The sequence below is a fragment of the Phaeobacter sp. A36a-5a genome, assembly GCF_037911135.1.
In the GTDB taxonomy this organism is placed as follows: domain Bacteria; phylum Pseudomonadota; class Alphaproteobacteria; order Rhodobacterales; family Rhodobacteraceae; genus Phaeobacter; species Phaeobacter bryozoorum.
Map to the genome: position 1 here is coordinate 1,815,548 of NZ_JBBLYU010000001.1, position 17,329 is coordinate 1,832,876.

At 63.9% G+C, this 17,329-nt stretch carries 17 protein-coding genes; 8 read left to right on the plus strand and 9 right to left on the minus strand.

Going from position 1 to position 17,329, the window contains the following annotated elements:
• The 4 genes from WLQ66_RS08440 (at nucleotide 1) to rsmA (ending at nucleotide 5,372) form a co-directional block, all read left to right on the plus strand.
• Nucleotides 1–2,187 carry an LPS-assembly protein LptD gene (locus tag WLQ66_RS08440; protein WP_340545885.1) on the plus strand — a complete coding sequence of 729 codons (2,187 nt, stop codon included), beginning with the start codon at nucleotides 1–3 and terminating at the stop codon, nucleotides 2,185–2,187.
• A complete protein-coding gene (locus WLQ66_RS08445) occupies nucleotides 2,172–3,440 on the plus strand; it encodes a peptidylprolyl isomerase (RefSeq protein WP_340545886.1) in 1,269 nt (422 codons plus the stop codon). Before WLQ66_RS08440 ends, WLQ66_RS08445 begins: the two co-directional genes overlap by 16 nt.
• A complete protein-coding gene (gene pdxA / locus WLQ66_RS08450; protein WP_340545887.1) occupies nucleotides 3,437–4,441 on the plus strand; it encodes a 4-hydroxythreonine-4-phosphate dehydrogenase PdxA in 1,005 nt (334 codons plus the stop codon). The genes WLQ66_RS08445 and pdxA overlap by 4 nt, the downstream gene beginning before the upstream one ends.
• Before the next feature lie 85 nt (nucleotides 4,442–4,526).
• The gene (rsmA, locus tag WLQ66_RS08455; protein WP_340545888.1) at nucleotides 4,527–5,372 is read left to right on the plus strand and encodes a 16S rRNA (adenine(1518)-N(6)/adenine(1519)-N(6))-dimethyltransferase RsmA; all 846 of its coding nucleotides are present in this window, start codon (nucleotides 4,527–4,529) and stop codon (nucleotides 5,370–5,372) included.
• Nucleotides 5,373–5,513: 141 nt separating this feature from the next.
• Here rsmA and WLQ66_RS08460 read toward each other — a convergent pair whose 3' ends face one another.
• The 3 genes from WLQ66_RS08460 to prfA form a co-directional block, all read right to left on the minus strand.
• Nucleotides 5,514–6,239, minus strand: coding sequence for a DUF4167 domain-containing protein (locus WLQ66_RS08460; RefSeq protein WP_340545889.1), 726 nt, complete (start codon nucleotides 6,237–6,239; stop codon nucleotides 5,514–5,516).
• Nucleotides 6,240–6,463: 224 nt separating this feature from the next.
• Nucleotides 6,464–7,321 (minus strand): peptide chain release factor N(5)-glutamine methyltransferase, encoded by an 858-nt coding sequence (gene prmC / locus WLQ66_RS08465; protein WP_340545890.1) that lies wholly within the window; start codon nucleotides 7,319–7,321, stop codon nucleotides 6,464–6,466.
• On the minus strand, nucleotides 7,318–8,373 hold the full coding sequence (gene prfA, locus WLQ66_RS08470; RefSeq protein ID WP_340546327.1) for a peptide chain release factor 1: 1,056 nt from the start codon (nucleotides 8,371–8,373) through the stop codon (nucleotides 7,318–7,320). The genes prmC and prfA overlap by 4 nt, the downstream gene beginning before the upstream one ends.
• 164 nt (nucleotides 8,374–8,537) lie before the next feature.
• Between prfA and WLQ66_RS08475 the strand changes: the two genes are divergently transcribed.
• Nucleotides 8,538–8,834, plus strand: coding sequence for a hypothetical protein (locus WLQ66_RS08475; protein WP_340546328.1), 297 nt, complete (start codon nucleotides 8,538–8,540; stop codon nucleotides 8,832–8,834).
• A gap of 82 nt (nucleotides 8,835–8,916) precedes the next feature.
• On the opposite strand, the gene WLQ66_RS08480 is transcribed toward WLQ66_RS08475, so the two are convergent.
• From WLQ66_RS08480 to WLQ66_RS08495, 4 genes are all read right to left on the minus strand, one after another.
• Nucleotides 8,917–9,339 (minus strand): DUF1499 domain-containing protein, encoded by a 423-nt coding sequence (locus WLQ66_RS08480; RefSeq protein WP_340545891.1) that lies wholly within the window; start codon nucleotides 9,337–9,339, stop codon nucleotides 8,917–8,919.
• 44 nt (nucleotides 9,340–9,383) lie between these two features.
• On the minus strand, nucleotides 9,384–10,331 hold the full coding sequence (gene speB, locus WLQ66_RS08485) for an agmatinase (protein ID WP_340545892.1): 948 nt from the start codon (nucleotides 10,329–10,331) through the stop codon (nucleotides 9,384–9,386).
• Nucleotides 10,328–11,293, minus strand: coding sequence for an agmatinase (gene speB, locus WLQ66_RS08490; protein WP_340545893.1), 966 nt, complete (start codon nucleotides 11,291–11,293; stop codon nucleotides 10,328–10,330). The genes speB (WLQ66_RS08485) and speB (WLQ66_RS08490) overlap by 4 nt, the downstream gene beginning before the upstream one ends.
• Before the next feature lie 88 nt (nucleotides 11,294–11,381).
• Nucleotides 11,382–12,557 carry a M20 aminoacylase family protein gene (locus tag WLQ66_RS08495; protein ID WP_340545894.1) on the minus strand — a complete coding sequence of 392 codons (1,176 nt, stop codon included), beginning with the start codon at nucleotides 12,555–12,557 and terminating at the stop codon, nucleotides 11,382–11,384.
• 64 nt (nucleotides 12,558–12,621) lie between these two features.
• On the opposite strand from WLQ66_RS08495, the gene mazG reads away from it, so the two are divergent.
• The 3 genes from mazG (at nucleotide 12,622) to WLQ66_RS08510 (ending at nucleotide 15,417) form a co-directional block, all read left to right on the plus strand.
• Nucleotides 12,622–13,458 carry a nucleoside triphosphate pyrophosphohydrolase gene (mazG, locus tag WLQ66_RS08500; protein WP_340545895.1) on the plus strand — a complete coding sequence of 279 codons (837 nt, stop codon included), beginning with the start codon at nucleotides 12,622–12,624 and terminating at the stop codon, nucleotides 13,456–13,458.
• Nucleotides 13,459–13,531: 73 nt separating this feature from the next.
• Nucleotides 13,532–14,224 carry a M48 family metallopeptidase gene (locus WLQ66_RS08505; RefSeq protein ID WP_340545896.1) on the plus strand — a complete coding sequence of 231 codons (693 nt, stop codon included), beginning with the start codon at nucleotides 13,532–13,534 and terminating at the stop codon, nucleotides 14,222–14,224.
• Nucleotides 14,225–14,421: 197 nt separating this feature from the next.
• On the plus strand, nucleotides 14,422–15,417 hold the full coding sequence (locus WLQ66_RS08510; protein WP_340545897.1) for an LLM class flavin-dependent oxidoreductase: 996 nt from the start codon (nucleotides 14,422–14,424) through the stop codon (nucleotides 15,415–15,417).
• A 30-nt stretch (nucleotides 15,418–15,447) separates the two neighbouring features.
• On the opposite strand, the gene WLQ66_RS08515 is transcribed toward WLQ66_RS08510, so the two are convergent.
• Nucleotides 15,448–15,990 carry an RSP_2648 family PIN domain-containing protein gene (locus WLQ66_RS08515; RefSeq protein WP_340545898.1) on the minus strand — a complete coding sequence of 181 codons (543 nt, stop codon included), beginning with the start codon at nucleotides 15,988–15,990 and terminating at the stop codon, nucleotides 15,448–15,450.
• A gap of 21 nt (nucleotides 15,991–16,011) precedes the next feature.
• Nucleotides 16,012–17,226 carry an RSP_2647 family RNA methyltransferase gene (locus WLQ66_RS08520; RefSeq protein WP_340545899.1) on the minus strand — a complete coding sequence of 405 codons (1,215 nt, stop codon included), beginning with the start codon at nucleotides 17,224–17,226 and terminating at the stop codon, nucleotides 16,012–16,014.
• Nucleotides 17,227–17,329 lie beyond the last annotated feature (103 nt).

Sequence of the window (17,329 nt, forward strand, 5' to 3'; positions counted from 1 at the left end):
ATGCGCCGCGCCCTGCTACTCTCGACGGTTCTGCCCTGGCTGGCGGTTGGCCAGCTGGCGCTGAGCGATGTCGCCCATGCCCAGAGCGCCCGCCCCGGCGCCGCTGCGCAATCGGCTGATACGCCCGCAATTCTGGTGGCAGACCAGCTGTTCATCACCCCGGATCGTACCCTGGTGGCCGAAGGCAATGTCGAAGCGTTCCAGGGCGATGTCAGGCTCCGGGCGCGGAAGATCACTTTTGATCAGACCCAAGGCGCCCTGCAGATCGAAGGCCCCATTCGCATCGACGAAGGCGGCGACATCACCATTCTGGCTGATGCTGCCGAGCTGGACCGGGATCTGCGCAATGGCCTGCTGGTCGGCGCGCGCATGGTGTTTCAGCAGCAGCTGCAACTGGCCTCCCTGCAGATGACCCGCGTTGGCGGCCGCTACACGCAGCTTTACAAAACCGCCGTCACCTCCTGCCATGTCTGCACCGACGGGCGGCCGCCGCTCTGGCAGATCCGGGCCGAGCGGATCACCCACGATCAGCAGGAGCGCCAGCTCTATCTGGAGAACGCCCAGCTGAGGATCTTGGACACGCCGGTGTTCTATTTCCCCGGCATCCGCCTGCCCGACCCGACGCTGGAGCGGGCCAATGGATTTCTGATTCCGTCGATCCGCACCACCTCGAACCTCGGCACCGGGGTGAAACTGCCGTATTTCCTGACCATCGGCCCACATCGTGACCTGACGCTGTCGCCCTATCTGTCGTCGCGTACCCGGACGCTGGACATGCGCTATCGTCAGGCCTTCCGCCGTGGCGAGATCGAAATCAACGGCGCCTATACCCGGGATGAGCTCTACCGGGGCGAGGATCGCGGCTATGTCTTTGCCGAGGGGACCTTTGACCTGCCCAATGCGTTCAAGCTGCGGTTCGATCTCAAGACGGTGTCGGATGATGCCTATCTGGTCGACTACGGCCTGCGTGATCTGGACCGCCTCCGCTCCGAGGTTGTGGTGACAAAGGTCGAGCGCGACAGCCTGTTCCGCGCCAGCGCGATTTCCTACAAGACACTGCGCGATAGCGAAAATCAGGATCTGATCCCGTCCTCCGTCGGCAACCTCTACTATGAACGACGGTTTTTCCCGACGCCGATCGGCGGCGAGCTGCGCCTGTCACTGGAAACCCACGGTCATAACCGAACCTCCGACATCCGGGGCAACCTGACCGATCCGGGCGGCCGCGATATTGGCCGGGCGACATTTGATGTGGACTGGAACCGCAGCTGGCGCTTTGCCAACGGGCTGGTGGCGGACTGGTCGCTGGGCGCTGCGGCGGATGCCTTTGCGGTCTATGACGACGATGTCTTTGCCAATAACACCTCGCGCTTCAGCCCACGCAGCGCGCTCACCTTCCGCCTGCCGATGACCCGGCGGGAGCAGTCCGGCGCCACGCAGTTTCTGGAACCGATCCTGCAGATCGGCTGGACCGATACCGGCGATACCGCTGTCCCCAACGACGAAAGCAATTTCGTGGAGTTCGACCGGGGCAACCTGCTGGATCTGTCGCGGTTTCCGGCCACCGATGCGCGCGAGGACGGGGTGACGGTGGCTTTCGGGCTGAACTGGGCGCGGTTCTCGCCCAGTGGCTGGCAGGCCTCTGCCACCATCGGGCAGGTGTTCCGCGACAGCGACGATGGTCGGTTCACCAAGAGCTCCGGCCTTGGCGGCACCTCCTCCGACCTCCTGATGGCCGCGCAGCTGAAGCTGAACGATGATCTGGCGATCACCACGCGGGGCCTGTTGAACGGCTCACTCAACTTCTCCAAGGCGGAGGTGCGCGGCGACTGGATGACCGACCGCAGCCGCCTGACCGGCACCTATATGTGGCTGGGCACCGATCCCGCCGAAGGCCGCGCCGAGGAGGTCTCCGAACTCTGGTTCGACGGTGCCTATGAGGTCAGCCCCGGCTGGACCGCCAGCGCCAATCTGCGCTACGACATCTCTGACGCCCGGGCCACCCGCGCAGGCCTCGGGCTGGTCTATTCCAACGAATGCGTGACGGTCGATCTTTCGGTCAACCGGCGCTATACATCGACAACAAGTGTTGAGCCGACAACGGATTTCGGCTTTACCATCGCGTTAAACGGGTTTTCCGTGGACAGCGGCAGCAAGAAGTACAGGCGATCATGCAAAAACACCTGAGTTTCCGGCCCCAGGATGCGGCCCCCTTCGTTCAGCGACTGACCCAGACCGCAACAGCCGTGGCGCTGGCAGCGGCGGTGATCTTCGCCCCCGCCCCCGCCGCCCTGGCACAGGGGCTGTTTGCCCCGGCGGTGACGGTGAATGACGCAGTGGTCACAAATTACGAGCTGCAACAGCGCGCCCGGTTCCTGACCCTGCTGCGCGATCCGGGCGATCCGCTGGAAAAAGCCCGCGAAGACCTCATCGAGGACCGGTTGAAACTCGACGTTCTGGCCCAGGCCGGGATCGAGCCGACCGAAGAAGAAATTGTCGCAGGTATGACCGAACTGGCCGGCCGCGCCAATCTCAGCCTGCAGGAATTCCTGAATGTGCTGGGTCAGAATGGCGTGGCGCCTGAAACCCTGCGCGATTTCACCCGCGTCGGCATTGCCTGGCGCGAATATATCGCTGCGCGCTACCTTGCACAGGCCCGCCCCAGCGAGGAAGAGATCGACCGCGCCATGGGGCTTGCCGGTTCCGGTGGTGTCGAGGTGCTCCTGTCCGAGCTGATCATGCCGATCAACGCGCAGAATGCCGCCCAGGTCGAGGATATCGCCCAACAGGTCAGCCGGATCACCACCACCGGCGCGTTTTCGCAGGCCGCGCAGCAATATTCGGCCACGGCCACCCGGCAAAGCGGCGGACGGCTGCCCTGGATGCCGCTGACCAACCTGCCCCCCCAGCTGCAACAGGTCGTCCTGGCGCTGCGCCCCGGTGAAGTCACTGCGCCGCTGCCGCTGGATGGCGCGGTTGCCCTGTTCCAGCTGCGTGATCTGCGCGAAACCAGCGGCGCCGCACCCAGCTATGCCGCCATCGAATACGCGGCCTACTATCTGCCCGGAGGCCGCACCCCCGAGGCGCTGGCCGCTGGCACCAAGGTGGTCAATGCGGTTGACAGCTGCGATGATCTCTACGGTGTGGCCAAGGGTCAGGATCCCTCTGTACTGGACCGCGAAACCCTGGCGCCGGGTGAGATCCCGCAGGATATCGCCATTGAACTTGCCAAGCTCGATCCCAATGAGACCTCGCTGGCGCTGACCCGCAACAATGGCCAGACCCTGATGCTGCTGATGCTCTGTGGCCGCACCGCTGAAGTGAACGCCGAAGCCAGCCGCGAAAGCGTCGGCAATGCGCTGACCCAGCAACGGCTCGGCGCCTTTGCCGACAGCCTTCTGGAACAGCTGAAAGCCGACGCGCGGATCAGCGGGGAATGAGCCGCCCTGCCCGCCCCTTGCCCATCGCGCTCAGCTGTGGGGAACCGGCGGGTATCGGCCCGGAACTGGCGGTCAAAGCCTGGCAGGACTTGCGCGACAGTTGCCCGTTCCTGTGGTTGGGCGATCCGCGACACCTGCCCACGGGAACAGACTGGCAAGAGATCGACAATGCCGCTGAGGCCGTCGATGTCAGTGCCAGCGCTATGCCTGTGCTGCGGGTCAACTTTGCCGCCCCAACCGTGCCCGGACAGCTCAACCCCGACAATGCCGCCGGTGTCATCCGCGCCATTGAGGCCGGTGTCGCGCTGGTGCAATCCGGCGAGGCCAGCGCGCTCTGCACCGCACCGATCCACAAGAAGGCGCTGATTGACGGCGCCGCATTTGCCTACCCCGGCCATACCGAGTTTCTCGCCCATCTGGGCGGCACGCCAAATGTCGTCATGATGTTGGCAAGCCCGGAGCTGCGGGTGGTGCCCGCCACCATCCATATCCCCCTATCACAGGTCCCGCAGCAGCTGACGGCCGACGGCCTGCGCCGCACGATTGAAATCACCGCGCAGGGGCTGCGGGACCAGTTTGGCCTGGCCCACCCCCGGATTGCAGTTGCGGGGCTGAACCCCCACGCCGGTGAAGATGGCGCCATGGGCCACGAAGAGCTGGATTGGATGCGCGGGCTGATTGCCGATATGCAGGGCGGCGCCTATACGCTCTCTGGGCCGCACCCTGCCGACACGATGTTCCATGCCGCTGCACGCGCGCGTTATGACGCGGCGATCTGCATGTATCACGATCAGGCGCTGATCCCGATCAAGACGCTCGATTTCGATCGCGGCGTCAATGTCACGCTGGGGCTGCCGTTCATCCGCACCTCGCCGGATCACGGCACTGCCTGCGATATCGCCGGTCAGGGGATCGCCAACCCCTCCAGCCTGATCGAGGCGCTGCGGCTGGCGCAATCCATGGCGCAGCGCCGGACCCCGAACGCGGCCAGCAGCACTTGAAACTTCTTCTGGCCGGAAATATCCCCGCCGGAGGCATGAAAATCTAAGGCGCAGCCGCTGCGCCCCGTCCCAAGGTACAGATGATATGAGCGCTATCGACTCCCTTCCTCCCCTGCGTGAGGTGATCGAGACCCACCAGCTCTCGGCGCGCAAATCGCTGGGGCAGAATTTTCTTCTGGATCTGAACCTGACGGCAAAAATTGCCCGCCAGGCCGGAGACCTCAGCGAATGCGACGTGCTGGAAATCGGTCCCGGTCCCGGCGGTCTGACCCGCGGTCTGCTGGCCGAAGGCGCGCGGCGCGTGCTGGCGGTGGAGAAGGACAGCCGCTGCATCCCCGCACTCGCAGAGGTGGCCGCGGCCTATCCGGGCCGGTTGCAGGTCATCGAAGGTGACGCGCTGGAGGTGAACCCGCTCACCCATCTGACACCGCCCATCCGCATCGCCGCCAACCTGCCCTACAACGTCGGCACCGAACTGCTGGTGCGCTGGCTGACACCAAAGGCCTGGCCGCCCTTCTGGCAGAGCCTGACGCTGATGTTCCAGCGCGAGGTCGCCGAACGGATCGTCGCGCAGCCCGGCAGCAAGGCCTATGGACGACTGGCGCTGCTGGCGCAATGGCGCGCCGATGCCCGCATCGTGCTGTCGCTGCCGCCGGAGGCCTTCAGCCCGCCACCCAAGGTCCATAGCGCGGTGGTGCATCTGAAAGCGCTGGAGGCACCCCGGTATCCGGCAGATGCCGGCACCCTGAACAAGGTGGTGGCCGCCGCCTTCAACCAGCGCCGCAAGATGCTGCGCGCCAGTCTCAAGAGCGTGAGCCCCGATATTGAGGATCACCTTGTGGCGGTGGGCATTCCACCAACCGAGCGGGCGGAACAGGTCGGGCTGGAAGCCTTCTGCGCGCTGGCGCGAAGCCTGAAGAACGAATCCTGACCAGCCACGCCAGACAGGCAACGACATCCATCCCAGGCTGTCCGCAATGTGACTGACAAGAGAAAAGCCCGGTCTCAGCTGAGACCGGGCTTTTTATCTATCCCTGTATCCGTCGATCCGGTCGAACGGTCGGTCTGCGGATCATTCGGCCGCTTCGGGAGCGTCTTCAGCCGTGGGTTTCGGCTTGGGCTTGCGCCGAGGTGCTGGTTTGCGTTCCGGTGCCGCGGTCCCATCTGCTGCCGGGGCATCGGCGCCCGCCTTAGGCGCGTCCGCGTTTGCCTCATCGGTCGAGCTGCTGTCAGGCTTGTCGCCCTCAGCTTTGGGCTTGCGGCTGCGCGGTTTGCGCGCTGCTGGCTTTGCCGGTTTGCTGTCGCTGTCGGCGGCGGCGGCGGCGGCGGCGGCGGCGGACTGATCGCGGCTCTCGGGTGTTTCCACCAGGCCACTGTCACCATTGCCATCGCGCGGATCCATCACGTCGGGCTGGGGCGCGGCGGACGTATCGTCGGAGCGGCTGCCCGCCTCGCGTTCCTGGCGCTCCAGACGCTCTGCGCGTTCACGGTCCCGCTCAGCCTGACGCTCGCGGTTCTGGCGTTCCTGCTCTTCGCGACGCGCATCAATTTCGCGTTGCGCTTCGTTCAGCATGCGCAGGTAATGCTCAGCATGCTGTTGGAAATTCTCGGTGGCAACGCGATCATTGCTCAGCTGGGCATCGCGCGCCAGCTGATTGTATTTGTCGATGATCTGTTGCGGCGTTCCGCGTACCTTGCCTTCGGGGCCGGAGCTGTCGAACACGCGGTTGACAACATTTGCGCCTGCTGGGCGGTTCCGGTTCGACTTGGAACGCGAACGTGATTTGGACGATCTCATATGCCTAACGTCAGCCTTGATTGTATTTGTCGTGGATCCATACCAGCGCGCCTCTGCGCCGGATCATCGACCATTTTGGGCTTGATGTCGCCGGGAGGTATTCTTTACCTCACCCTAAAGCGACTTCTTTGAGTAATCATGTTCCGCCCTTTCAGACAAGGGGGTCCAGGCGATTATCGGTGCTTTTTCTTACGAAACTACAAATTCAGGCCATTTTCACGGGTTTAGGAGCTGTTTTGGCCACAGCTGCGGCCACAGACCACCCGGTCGCGCCCATCCATATCCGGCAGGATGCGGACCTCTTTCAACCCGGCCGACAGCAGAAGATCACTGACCGCCCTACCCTGCGTCGGGCCGATCTCCAGAAAGACCCGCCCCCCTGCGGCCAGATGATCGCCGAGATCGGCGGCGATGGTCCGATAGGCGCCAAGCCCGTCGCCGCCATCCGTCAGCGCCATCTCCGGCTCATGGGCGCGCACCTCATCCGAAAGCTCCGACATTTCGTCAAGCGCGATATAGGGCGGGTTGGAGACAATCAGATCGAACTTCCCCTCGACGGCGGAAAACCAGTCCGACCGCAGGATTTCGGCACGCGCCTCAACCCGGTGCAGCACCGCATTGGCGCTCGCCTGAAGGCAGGCAGCTTCGCTCAGATCGACGCCAACGCCGGTCGCGGCACGCTGCTCGGCCAGCAGGGTGACCAGAATGCAGCCCGATCCAAGGCCGAGGTCCAGCACCCGCGAGAACGGTTCGGCCAACGCCGCCTCGATCAGGGTTTCGGTTTCAGGACGCGGATCCAGCACATCGCCGGAGACCTTAAAGCGGCGGCCATAAAACTCCCGCTCGCCAATCAGCTGAGACACCGGCACCCGGATGGCGCGCAAGGCGATGAGCTGCTCATAGCGCTCGGCGATTTCAGGCGCCAGATCTTCGGGCGCGATCAGGGTCACGCGGCTGGCCTCGATCCGGGCGGCATGGGCCAGCAGGATCCGCGCATCACGTGCCGGGTCCGGCACACCGGCCGCGCGCAGCCGGGCCGCAGCGGCAGCCATCGCCTGCGCGGCTGTTTGCGGCGCGTTCATTGGCCCATCTCGGCCAGCAGCCGCGCCTGATCGTCCGCCGTCAGCGCGTCGATGATCTCGTCCAGATCGCCCTGCATGATCTGGTCAAGCTTATAGAGCGTCAGGTTGATACGGTGATCCGACATCCGGCCCTGCGGAAAGTTGTAGGTACGGATCCGCTCCGACCGGTCGCCAGAGCCGACCTGACTGGCGCGATCGGCGGACCGTTCACTGTCGATGCGCTGGCGCTCCAGATCGTAAAGCCGCGTGCGCATGACCTGCATCGCGATCTCGCGGTTGCGGTGCTGCGATTTCTCGGAGCTGACCACAATAATACCGGTGGGAATATGGGTGATCCGCACAGCGGAATCGGTGGTGTTCACATGCTGGCCACCGGCCCCGGAGGCGCGCATGGTGTCGATCCGCAGATCCGCCGGATCAATGCGCAGATCGACATCCTCCGCCTCGGGCAGCACCGCAACCGTGGCGGCAGAGGTGTGGATGCGCCCGCCGGATTCGGTCACCGGAACGCGCTGCACGCGGTGGACACCGGACTCATATTTCAACCGGGCAAAGACGTTTTCGCCTTTGACATGGGCGACCACCTCTTTCAGCCCGCCGAGTTCGGTTGTCTGTTCCTCGATGATGTCAAACCCCCAGCCCCGCGCCTCGGCGTAGCGCTGATACATGCGCAGCAGATCCCCGGCGAACAGGGCCGCCTCATCGCCGCCGGTGCCGGGGCGGATTTCCAGAATGGCCGGGCGGCTGTCGGCCTCATCCCGGGGCAGCAGCGCCAGTTGTAGCGCATGTTCGGCCTCGGGCAACGCCGCGCGCAGCTGGGGCAGCTCCTCCTCCGCCAGCGCCGCCATATCGGGATCGGCGAGCATGTCTTCTGCCTCCTGAAGATCGGACAGCAGGCGGCGATAGGCGCTGATCTGCTCGGCAACCGGGCGCAGATCGGAATATTCCTTGGCCAGAGCCGCAATATCGCCGCCTGCGACACCCTCTGCCATTGCGGCCTCAAGATACTGAAACCGTTGTAAAATCTGCTCGAGGCGGTCTTCGGGGATCATGCGTGCAATATCCATATCGATCTGTCTTTTGCGCAAGGCTGCCCTTGTGATATGCTAGGGTCATGCAACATGCCAGTCCTCATATTGCGGGAAAGGATCATGCGCAGCGCCGCCTGCCTGAGCTTGGGTGGCTGACCCCTGCGACACCAGGCCTGCCCCGCTCTTTGCTGTATCTGCTGGGGTTTGCGCTGGCTTGGAGCGCAACCGCGTCGCCCATTCAGGCCGATGTTGTCGCGCCAAATGGGCGCACGATCGACTGTTATTGCACCGACAAGAGCGGCAGCCGGGTTGAGCTGGGCGAATTTGTCTGCCTGCAGGTCGACGGGCGCATGTTCACGGCCCAATGCCAGATGTCGCTGAATGTGCCGATGTGGCGCGAAGTTCAGGCGGGCTGCCTTGCGGCTGAGGCTGATACGGCGCCGGCCATCTCGACGGCTGCGGAACCGCTGCCACGGATCTGATCCCTCCGATATGCGTTTGTTGAGATTGGCCTGTCATATCAGGCCGGGCAGCATACGCGGCCGGGAGATCCGCATCAGGGCGCTATTGCGGTGCGGGCGCCATCTGCGCGATCCAGCTGTTGATCCGGTCATTGTTGGCGCCCAGATCGGAGCGGCCAAACCGCAGACGGGCATAGACTTTCAGCAGATCGCCATCCTGCCGCGCGGTGGTGTAATCGGGAAAGCCCAGAAACCGCGTACGCGTCACATAGGTGACCATCTCATCCTCAACCGAACCGGCCAGCACACGGGTGCGCGGAGCGTTGCTGGCAACGTTGTGGAACCGCTCCAGCCCGTCCTCGCCACTGCGCAGCACCCGGAACACGCCACCGCGAAAGGTCTTGTCTTCGGTGAATTCAGGCTGGGTGTTCCAGTCCAGCGGATCGCTGGGCGCCAGCCGGATAAACCCGAGCACCACAACAACCGCCGCGATGCTCAGCCAGACAAATATCATCACTCGACCCATATGGTCCGCTCTCCCTCGTGGCGGCTGCCACTGGACAGCCGGCCTTATTTGGTTGTCACACCCGGCAGCACACAGAGCAGCTCATACAGCAGGTTGGCCGCTGTCAGCGCCGTGTTGCCCGACGTGTCATAAGGCGGCGATACTTCGACCATATCGCAGCCCACAATATTCAAACCCCGCAGGGCGCGGATCAGTTCCAGCGCCTGCGGTGTGGTCAGCCCACCGATTTCCGGCGTGCCGGTACCCGGTGCATAGGCCGGGTCCAGACTATCGATATCATAGGAGACATAGACCGGCCTATTGCCGATATCGCGACGAATTTCCGCACCCATCCCGTGCAGGGAGCGGTTCCACAGCTCGCTTGCGGGGAAATGCTGAAACCCCCAGCGCTGCGCCTCCTTGAAATCATCCGCCCCGTAGCCTGTGCCGCGCAGGCCGATCTGATAGGTCTTGTCCGCGACGATCAGCCCCTCTTCATAGGCGCGCCTGAAGACCGTCCCGTGGGTCTCGCGCTCACCGAACATATCGTCGTTCACATCCGCATGGGCATCGACATGGACCAATGCGACAGGCCCGTATTTTTCCGCAATCGCGCGCAGGATCGGCAGGGTGATCGAATGATCGCCACCCATCGCGACCGGCGTCACGTCGCTGGACAGGATGGCGCTGTAGCTTTCCTGAATGATGCGCAGGCTGTCGGGCAGCGAGAACGTGTTGATCGCCAGATCGCCGATATCGCCAATGTTCAGACTGTCAAAGGGCGCCGCACCGCTGGTCATGTTATAAGGTCGGATCATCGCGCTTTCGGCGCGGATCTGCTTTGGCCCAAAGCGGGTCCCTGAGCGCCAGGAGGTGCCGATATCCATCGGCACACCCAGAATGGCCACATCCAGCCCCTCCAGAGAGGTCGCCTGCGGCAGCCGCATAAAGGTGTTCGGCCCGGAGAACCGCGCCAGATCATTGCCGCTGATCGGCTGGTTAAAGTCAGTCATCGGCCCGTAATTCTCCAGCTCAGAAGACAGATAATGCTCATGGCGACATGCGCGCCTGCGATGGCGGTGGCGCCGGTGGTGTCAAAGGGGGGCGACACTTCAACCACATCGCCGCCCAGGATGTTGATACCGCGCAGGTTTTTCAGGATGGCGTCGGCCTGCGCCGAGGTCAGACCGCCCCAGACCGGCGTGCCGGTGCCCGGCGCATAGGCCGGATCCAGACAGTCGATATCGAAGGTCAGGTAAACCGGCCGGTCACCCAGCACGTCGCGAATACGGCGCGCGGTTTCGTCCGGGCCAATCTCATGCACGGTGGGCGCGTCGATGGTGGGCACGCCGAGATTGTCCTCATTGGTGGTCCGAATGCCCACCTGAACCGAGGTCTTGGGGTCAATGATGCCGGATTTCACCGCCTTGTAGAACATCGTGCCATGATCGACGCGGCTGAAATCATCATCCTGCCAGGTGTCGCTATGGGCATCGAAATGCAGCAGCGAAATCGGGCCGTATTTCTCGGCATAGGCCTTGAGGATGGGGAAGGACACATAGTGGTCGCCACCGATGGCCACCGAAGCCGTATCGGTCGCCAGAATGCCGCGGATGTGCTCGGTGAGCGTGTCGGGGAAGGCCGCGACATTGGCGTAGTCAAAGGCCAGATCGCCGTAGTCGACAATCGCCAGCTCGCTTGCCGGGCAAATGTCCCAGCCATAGGGGGCGTCGGGGCTTTGCAGGGCCGAGGCTTCACGCACCGCGCGGGGGCCAAGCCTGGTGCCGGGGCGGTTCGTCACCGCCTGATCAAAGGGAATGCCTGTGACGGCAATATCCGCATGGGTCAGGTCCTTGGTGTAGCGGCGCCGCAGAAAGGACGTCGCCCCGCCAAAGGTGTTTTCAAAGCTCAACCCCTTCAGGTCGTCGCGGGTGAAGGCCTGATCGACCTGTTTCTTTGCGTCTTCTAGCGCCATGCAGACTGCTCCCTCTTCTCGGGTTATGGCCATCTCCTAGCGAATGCGCGTGGCCTTGTCATCTGAAAGCCCCCGCGCTGTCGCCAGATCAGCTTGCGGGCTGTGCTTTCTCGACCAGACGGGCAAAAAACGAGGCTCCGACCGGTGCGATATCGTCATTGAAATCGTACTTTGGATGGTGCAGCCCGGCACTATTGCCCTGGCCCAGAAACAGATAGGCGCCGGGACGGGCCTGTAGCATATAAGAGAAATCTTCCGCCCCCATCTCGCGGCCGGCCTCGGCCTCGACATGCTCCGCGCCTGCGATCTCGGCCGCGACGGAGACCGCAAAATCGGTCTTGGCCGCGTCATTGATGGTCGCGGGATAACCGATCTCATAGTCCAGTTCCGCCTCGACCCCGTAGCTGGCCGCCTGCCCGGCCACGATTTCACCCATGCGGCGTATCACCATTTCCTGCACCCTGGGATCAAAGGTGCGCACGGTGCCGTTGATATAGGCCGTATCGGGGACCACATTGTCCACCGTGCCGGTGTGGATCTGCGTCACCGACACCACCAGATCATCCAGCGCGTAATGGTTGCGCGAGACGATGGTCTGGATCGCCTGGGCGATGCCGCAGGCCGCCATCACCGGGTCGCGGGTTTCATGGGGCATCGCGCCATGGCCGCCAACGCCCTGAATATGGATATGGAAACTATCCACCGCCGCCATCAGCGGACCCGGAGTTGTCATGAAATGCCCCTCCGGCAGACCCGGCGCATTGTGCAGCGCGTAGACCTCACCGATGTTGAACCGTTCCATGATCCCCTCTTCGACCATGATGCGCGCACCGCCGATGGCCTCCTCGGCGGGCTGGAAGATCAGCGCCACCCGGCCCTTGAAGTTGCGTGTTTCCGCCAGATATTTCGCCGCACCCAGCAGCATTGTCGTATGCCCATCGTGGCCGCAGGCGTGCATATTGCCGGCATGGGTCGAAGCATAGGCCGCACTGGTCTCCTCCGGGATTGGCAAGGCGTCCATGTCGGCGCGCAGACCGATACAGGGGGCATCCGCCGCGCTGCTCTCCTGACCGTTGATGATGGCCACGATGCCGGTCTTTGCGATCCCTTCATGCAGCTCGTCAACGCCGAAGTCCCGCAGCCGTTCCGCCACGAAGGCCGCTGTTTTCGGCAGATCCAGCGCCAGCTCGGGGATCTGGTGCAGATGCTGCCGCCAGGCTGTCATGTCCTCGGCATAATCGGCAATTCGGTTCACAACCGGCATGGGGGTGGACTCCTTGGTCAGACTCGGGATTGATGCATCTGACACAGGAACAAGAGCCGCCGCAATGCCCGATACCAACCTGATCCACGATGAAACCGCCGGTATCGACCGGCTCCTGCAGATCATGGCGTGCTTGCGCGACCCACAGCATGGCTGCCCCTGGGATATTGAACAGGACTTTGCCAGCATCGCGCCCTATACCATTGAAGAAGCTTACGAAGTTGCCGATGCAATTGAGCGCGAGGCCTGGGATGAGCTGAAGGGCGAGCTGGGGGATCTGTTGTTCCAGTCGGTGTTTCATGCGCAGATGGCGGCAGAGGCCGGGCATTTCACCTTTCAGGATGTGGTCACCACCATGTCCAACAAGATGGTCGCGCGCCATCCGCATGTCTTTGGTGACGAGAGCCGCGAGAAATCCGCCGACCAGCAGACCGCTGACTGGGAGGCGATCAAGGCCGCGGAGCGCGCAGGCAAGGCGCAACAGGGGACGCTGGACGGTGTGGCGGTCGGCCTGCCCGCCCTGCTGCGCGCCTACAAGCTGCAAAAACGCGCCGCACGTGTCGGCTTTGACTGGCCGTCGGCGGACAATGTGATCGCCAAGATCGTTGAAGAGGCCGCCGAGCTGGTAGAAGCCCGCGATAGCCTGAGCCAGGCCGAGGTGGAGGAGGAATTTGGCGATCTGATGTTTGTGATGGCCAATCTGGGCCGCCATCTGGGGGTGGAGCCGGAAGCCGCACTGCGGGCCGCCAATGCCAAGTTCACCCGCCGCTTTGAAGGGGTCGAGGCCAAGCTCTCCGACCGCGGCAAACGTCCCGAAGACAGTGACCTGGCGGAAATGGACGCGCTCTGGGACGAGGTAAAGGCAGAGGCGCGCGCGGCCACGCCATCCTGCGATGACTGACGCGCTGCCCACCGCGCGGTCTGTCGGGCCACGCGCCTTGTCCGCTCTCACCGCCAGCCCCATATCCTAAAGCATGTTGCGTCTAACCCCCATCCTTCTCGCCGTGATCTACGGGTTGGTCATGTACCGCCTGTCGGTCTGGCGCACCCATCGCGCCCTTGATCAGCAATCGACCGAGCTGGCCGATGCCCGCCTGCGCCAGCTGACGGATCGAATGGCAGCGGCGCTCGGCATCAGCCATATCCCGGTCTATATCTACGAGGTCGATCCGGTAAACGGGCTGGCGGCGCCGGATGGCCGGATCTTCATCACCCGTGGGTTCTATCGCAAATACCGCAATGGCGAGGTCAGCGATGTTGAACTGGCGTCGGTGATTGCACATGAGCTGGGCCATGTGGCGCTGGGGCACGCACGAAAACGCATGATTGATTTTTCCGGGCAGAACGCGCTGCGCACGGCGCTGATGCTTATCATCGGCCGTTTCGTGCCTTTTGTCGGGCCCTGGATTGCCAATGTGCTGACCTCACTGCTGGCGGCACGGCTGTCGCGCAGCGATGAATATGAGGCCGATGAATATGCCGCAGCACTGCTGACCAAGGCAGGGATCGGCATCGCTCCGCAGAAAAGCCTGTTTCGCAAGCTGGAAGAGCTGACACAGGCCCGCAGCGGCATGGCGCCCGCCTGGCTGATGAGCCACCCCAAGACCGAGGAGCGTATTGCCGCGCTGGACCGGCTCGAACAGCGCTGGAGTAAGGGAAAGAGCTGAAGATCAGGCCGCAAACCATTGGTTCACTGAAATTTACACAAGATCAAGCGCAACCGGGCGCGTCATCCCCCTTGGCCCGTGCGGCCGCCATCCCCATCTGTGGGCAACCAATCCCCCGTTGCAGGCGTTTCAGTCAGATATGTCCCTGCGGACACAAGACCTAACGACCCGCCTGGGCGGGCTCCCGGAGACCTACCATGCGCTATTCCGTTCTTGACCTTGCCCCCGTACCCGAAGGCCATGACATCGCTCAATCGCTGCGCAACAGCACTGATCTGGCACAGCGGGCCGAGGCCTGGGGATATCACCGCTACTGGCTGGCGGAGCATCACAATATGCCGGGGATCGCCAGTGCCGCCACCGCTGTTCTGATCGGCCATATCGCCGGACAGACCAAAACGATCCGGGTCGGTGCCGGGGGAATCATGCTGCCCAACCACGCCCCCTATATGGTGGCCGAAGCCTTTGGCACGCTGGCCAGCCTATATGGCAACCGCATTGATCTTGGGCTGGGACGCGCGCCCGGCACGGATCTGCAGACGGCCCGCGCCCTGCGTCGGGGCTTGCAAACCGGTGAGCGCAATCCCGATACCTTCCCGCATGATGTGATCGAGCTGATCAACTACCTTGGCCCCGAAACACCCGAAGCGCGGGTGCGGGCCTTTCCGGGACAGGGCACCAGGGTGCCGCTGTGGATCCTCGGCTCCAGCCTTTATGGGGCGCAGCTTGCGGCACAGCTGGGGCTGCCCTATGCCTTTGCTTCGCACTTTGCCCCCGCCGCGCTGGAGCAGGCGCTGGCCGCCTATCGCAGCGGCTTTCAGCCATCTGAGCATCTCGACGCCCCCCGCGCCATGATCGCGGTCAACGTCTTTGCCGCCGATACCGACCGCGAAGGGCAGCGGCTGAGAACCACCATGCAGCAGGCCTTTGCACGGCTGCACGAAGGCAAACCCGGCAAGCTGCCGGCTCCGGTGGAGGATATCACCCAGCATATCGCCCCGCCGGTGCTGCACGGGGTGAATGAGGCGCTGCGGATTTCCGCGACCGGCAGCAAGGCCACGGTGGCCGCCGAACTGTCTGGTATTCTTGAGCGGTATCAACCGGATGAGATCATTCTGACCGGGCAGATCCATGACCACGATGCACGGCTGCGATCCTTTGAGATCGCCGCTGAGGTGCTGGGCGACATCTGAGCCGCGCCAAGGTCTCATCGGCTGAGCACGCTAGGTCGACAGCGCCTTCGCCACCCTTGGCAGCCGCGCCTTCTTCAGCAGCGGGCGCGGCTCCCAGCCGCCGCCTGACAGCCGGTTTGCCTCGGCGAGCACAGCCGCTGCCACGCCCGAAATCCCGTCCGGATCCTGTCGCCACAGATCATAAAGCAGCTGGTCCGGGCCGATCCGTTCCAGCCCCTCCTCGGCAAGCGTGTGGCGCGGGAAGTCCTTGTTGTTGACGGTCACGATCCCGTCGGCATGGCCGGCGATGGCGGCGGCCAGCACATGGATATCGGCCACGTCCGGCAGCCAAAGTCGTGCTTCAACCGCCGCTGTCGGGGTGACGGCAGCCTTTGGCCAGGCCGCAGAGATCAGCGCGATCTCTGCCCGCGCCTGCGGCTCCCCCGCAGGACCGATCTTGCGCGCCGCCCGCGCCCATTCCTCAAGGATGCGCTGTGACCACAGCGGGGTGAAATGGCCAATCCGGGCCGCCCCCAGCAGCATCTCACGCATCACGGTCGGATAGAGGACACAGGCGTCCAGCAGCAGTTTCATGGCCTGATCAACCGCAACAGATCAGTCGAGCCGGAAGAACACGGCCTTCAGATAGCCGCTTTCGGCCAGCTGAGGCAGCTGTGGATGATCCGCCCCGGCATACCCGGTGTGCAGCAGCTGGCTGCGCCGCCCGCCGCGCCCGATGCCACGCGCCGAGGCATTGCGGAACCGGCTGAGGTCAGCCGCATGCGAGCAGGAGCACAGCCCCAGATAACCACCCGGCGCCACCAGAGGGGCGGCCAGTTTGGCAATCCGCTCATAGGCCCTCAACCCCGCCTCAAGCGCCTGTTTCGACGGTGCGAAGGCTGGCGGATCGCAGATCACCACATCAAACTGCGCCCCTTCTTCGGCGAGCTGGGCCAGCACCTCAAAGGCATCGCCCTGCCGTGCGTTGAACCGATCGCCAAAACCGCTGGCACCTGCGCCGTCCCGCGCCAGATCCAGCGCCGGAGCGGATCCGTCTACACAGGTTGCCGTCGCCGCGCCAGCCGCCAGCATCGCCAGACCAAAACCGCCGACATGGGAAAACACGTCAAGCACATTTGCGCCCGGCCTGACCAGCTTGGCGGCAAAGGCGTGATTGTCGCGCTGGTCGTAGAACAGGCCGGTTTTCTGCCCGCCGGTCAGATCCGCCATATAGGTGGCGCCATTCATGGACACTTCTACCGGCGCCTCGGGGGCGGTGCCGCGCAGAGCAGTGCTGATATCGTCCAGCCCTTCCAGGCTGCGCGTACGGCCCGAGGCGTTTTTCAATACCGTTGTCACCCCGGTCACCGCCACCAGCGCCTCGGTCAGCGGTTCGATATGGGCTTCGGCCCAAGCGGCATTGGGCTGCACCACGCAGGTATCGCCAAAGCGGTCGATCACCACGCCGGGCAGACCATCGGATTCAGCATGGACCAGCCGGTAGAACGGCGCATCATACAGCTGTTCGCGCAGCTCCAGCGCGCGGCGCAGGCGGGCGCTGAACCACTCCACGCTCAGCTCGGCCGCAGGATCGCTGTCCAGCATCCGCGCGATGATCTTGCTTTCGGGGTTGACCGCAACCAGCCCCATCTGCGTCATCGCGTCGTCTTCCAGCACCGCCAGGGTGCCGGGTGCCAGTTTCCGGGTGCGCCGGTCGGTGACCAGTTCATTGGCATAGACCCAGGGAAAGCCGTGGCGCAGGGCACGGGCATTGGCTTTGGGTTTCAGTTTTACGCGGGCGCGCTCGGGCGCGGAGGAAGATGCTGTCATGCGCCTCTCTTACTCCCAACGACGCGCGGTTGAAAGGGCATCCGCCACGCAGGGTCGATGCCTTGGTCGCGTCAGGCTCTGCGGCCCGATCCCGCGCGGCGCA

What these genes read in the sequence shown, in the direction of transcription:
- WLQ66_RS08440 (WP_340545885.1), top strand. Translation starts at nt 1, where the DNA reads ATGCGCCGCGCCCTGCTACTCTCGACGGTTCTGCCCTGGCTGGCGGTT.
- WLQ66_RS08445 (WP_340545886.1), top strand. Translation starts at nt 2,172, where the DNA reads ATGCAAAAACACCTGAGTTTCCGGCCCCAGGATGCGGCCCCCTTCGTT.
- pdxA (WP_340545887.1), top strand. Translation starts at nt 3,437, where the DNA reads ATGAGCCGCCCTGCCCGCCCCTTGCCCATCGCGCTCAGCTGTGGGGAA.
- rsmA (WP_340545888.1), top strand. Translation starts at nt 4,527, where the DNA reads ATGAGCGCTATCGACTCCCTTCCTCCCCTGCGTGAGGTGATCGAGACC.
- WLQ66_RS08460 (WP_340545889.1), bottom strand. Translation starts at nt 6,239, where the DNA reads ATGAGATCGTCCAAATCACGTTCGCGTTCCAAGTCGAACCGGAACCGC.
- prmC (WP_340545890.1), bottom strand. Translation starts at nt 7,321, where the DNA reads ATGAACGCGCCGCAAACAGCCGCGCAGGCGATGGCTGCCGCTGCGGCC.
- prfA (WP_340546327.1), bottom strand. Translation starts at nt 8,373, where the DNA reads ATGATCCCCGAAGACCGCCTCGAGCAGATTTTACAACGGTTTCAGTAT.
- WLQ66_RS08480 (WP_340545891.1), bottom strand. Translation starts at nt 9,339, where the DNA reads ATGGGTCGAGTGATGATATTTGTCTGGCTGAGCATCGCGGCGGTTGTT.
- speB (WP_340545892.1), bottom strand. Translation starts at nt 10,331, where the DNA reads ATGACTGACTTTAACCAGCCGATCAGCGGCAATGATCTGGCGCGGTTC.
- speB (WP_340545893.1), bottom strand. Translation starts at nt 11,293, where the DNA reads ATGGCGCTAGAAGACGCAAAGAAACAGGTCGATCAGGCCTTCACCCGC.
- WLQ66_RS08495 (WP_340545894.1), bottom strand. Translation starts at nt 12,557, where the DNA reads ATGCCGGTTGTGAACCGAATTGCCGATTATGCCGAGGACATGACAGCC.
- mazG (WP_340545895.1), top strand. Translation starts at nt 12,622, where the DNA reads ATGCCCGATACCAACCTGATCCACGATGAAACCGCCGGTATCGACCGG.
- WLQ66_RS08505 (WP_340545896.1), top strand. Translation starts at nt 13,532, where the DNA reads ATGTTGCGTCTAACCCCCATCCTTCTCGCCGTGATCTACGGGTTGGTC.
- WLQ66_RS08510 (WP_340545897.1), top strand. Translation starts at nt 14,422, where the DNA reads ATGCGCTATTCCGTTCTTGACCTTGCCCCCGTACCCGAAGGCCATGAC.
- WLQ66_RS08515 (WP_340545898.1), bottom strand. Translation starts at nt 15,990, where the DNA reads ATGAAACTGCTGCTGGACGCCTGTGTCCTCTATCCGACCGTGATGCGT.
- WLQ66_RS08520 (WP_340545899.1), bottom strand. Translation starts at nt 17,226, where the DNA reads ATGACAGCATCTTCCTCCGCGCCCGAGCGCGCCCGCGTAAAACTGAAA.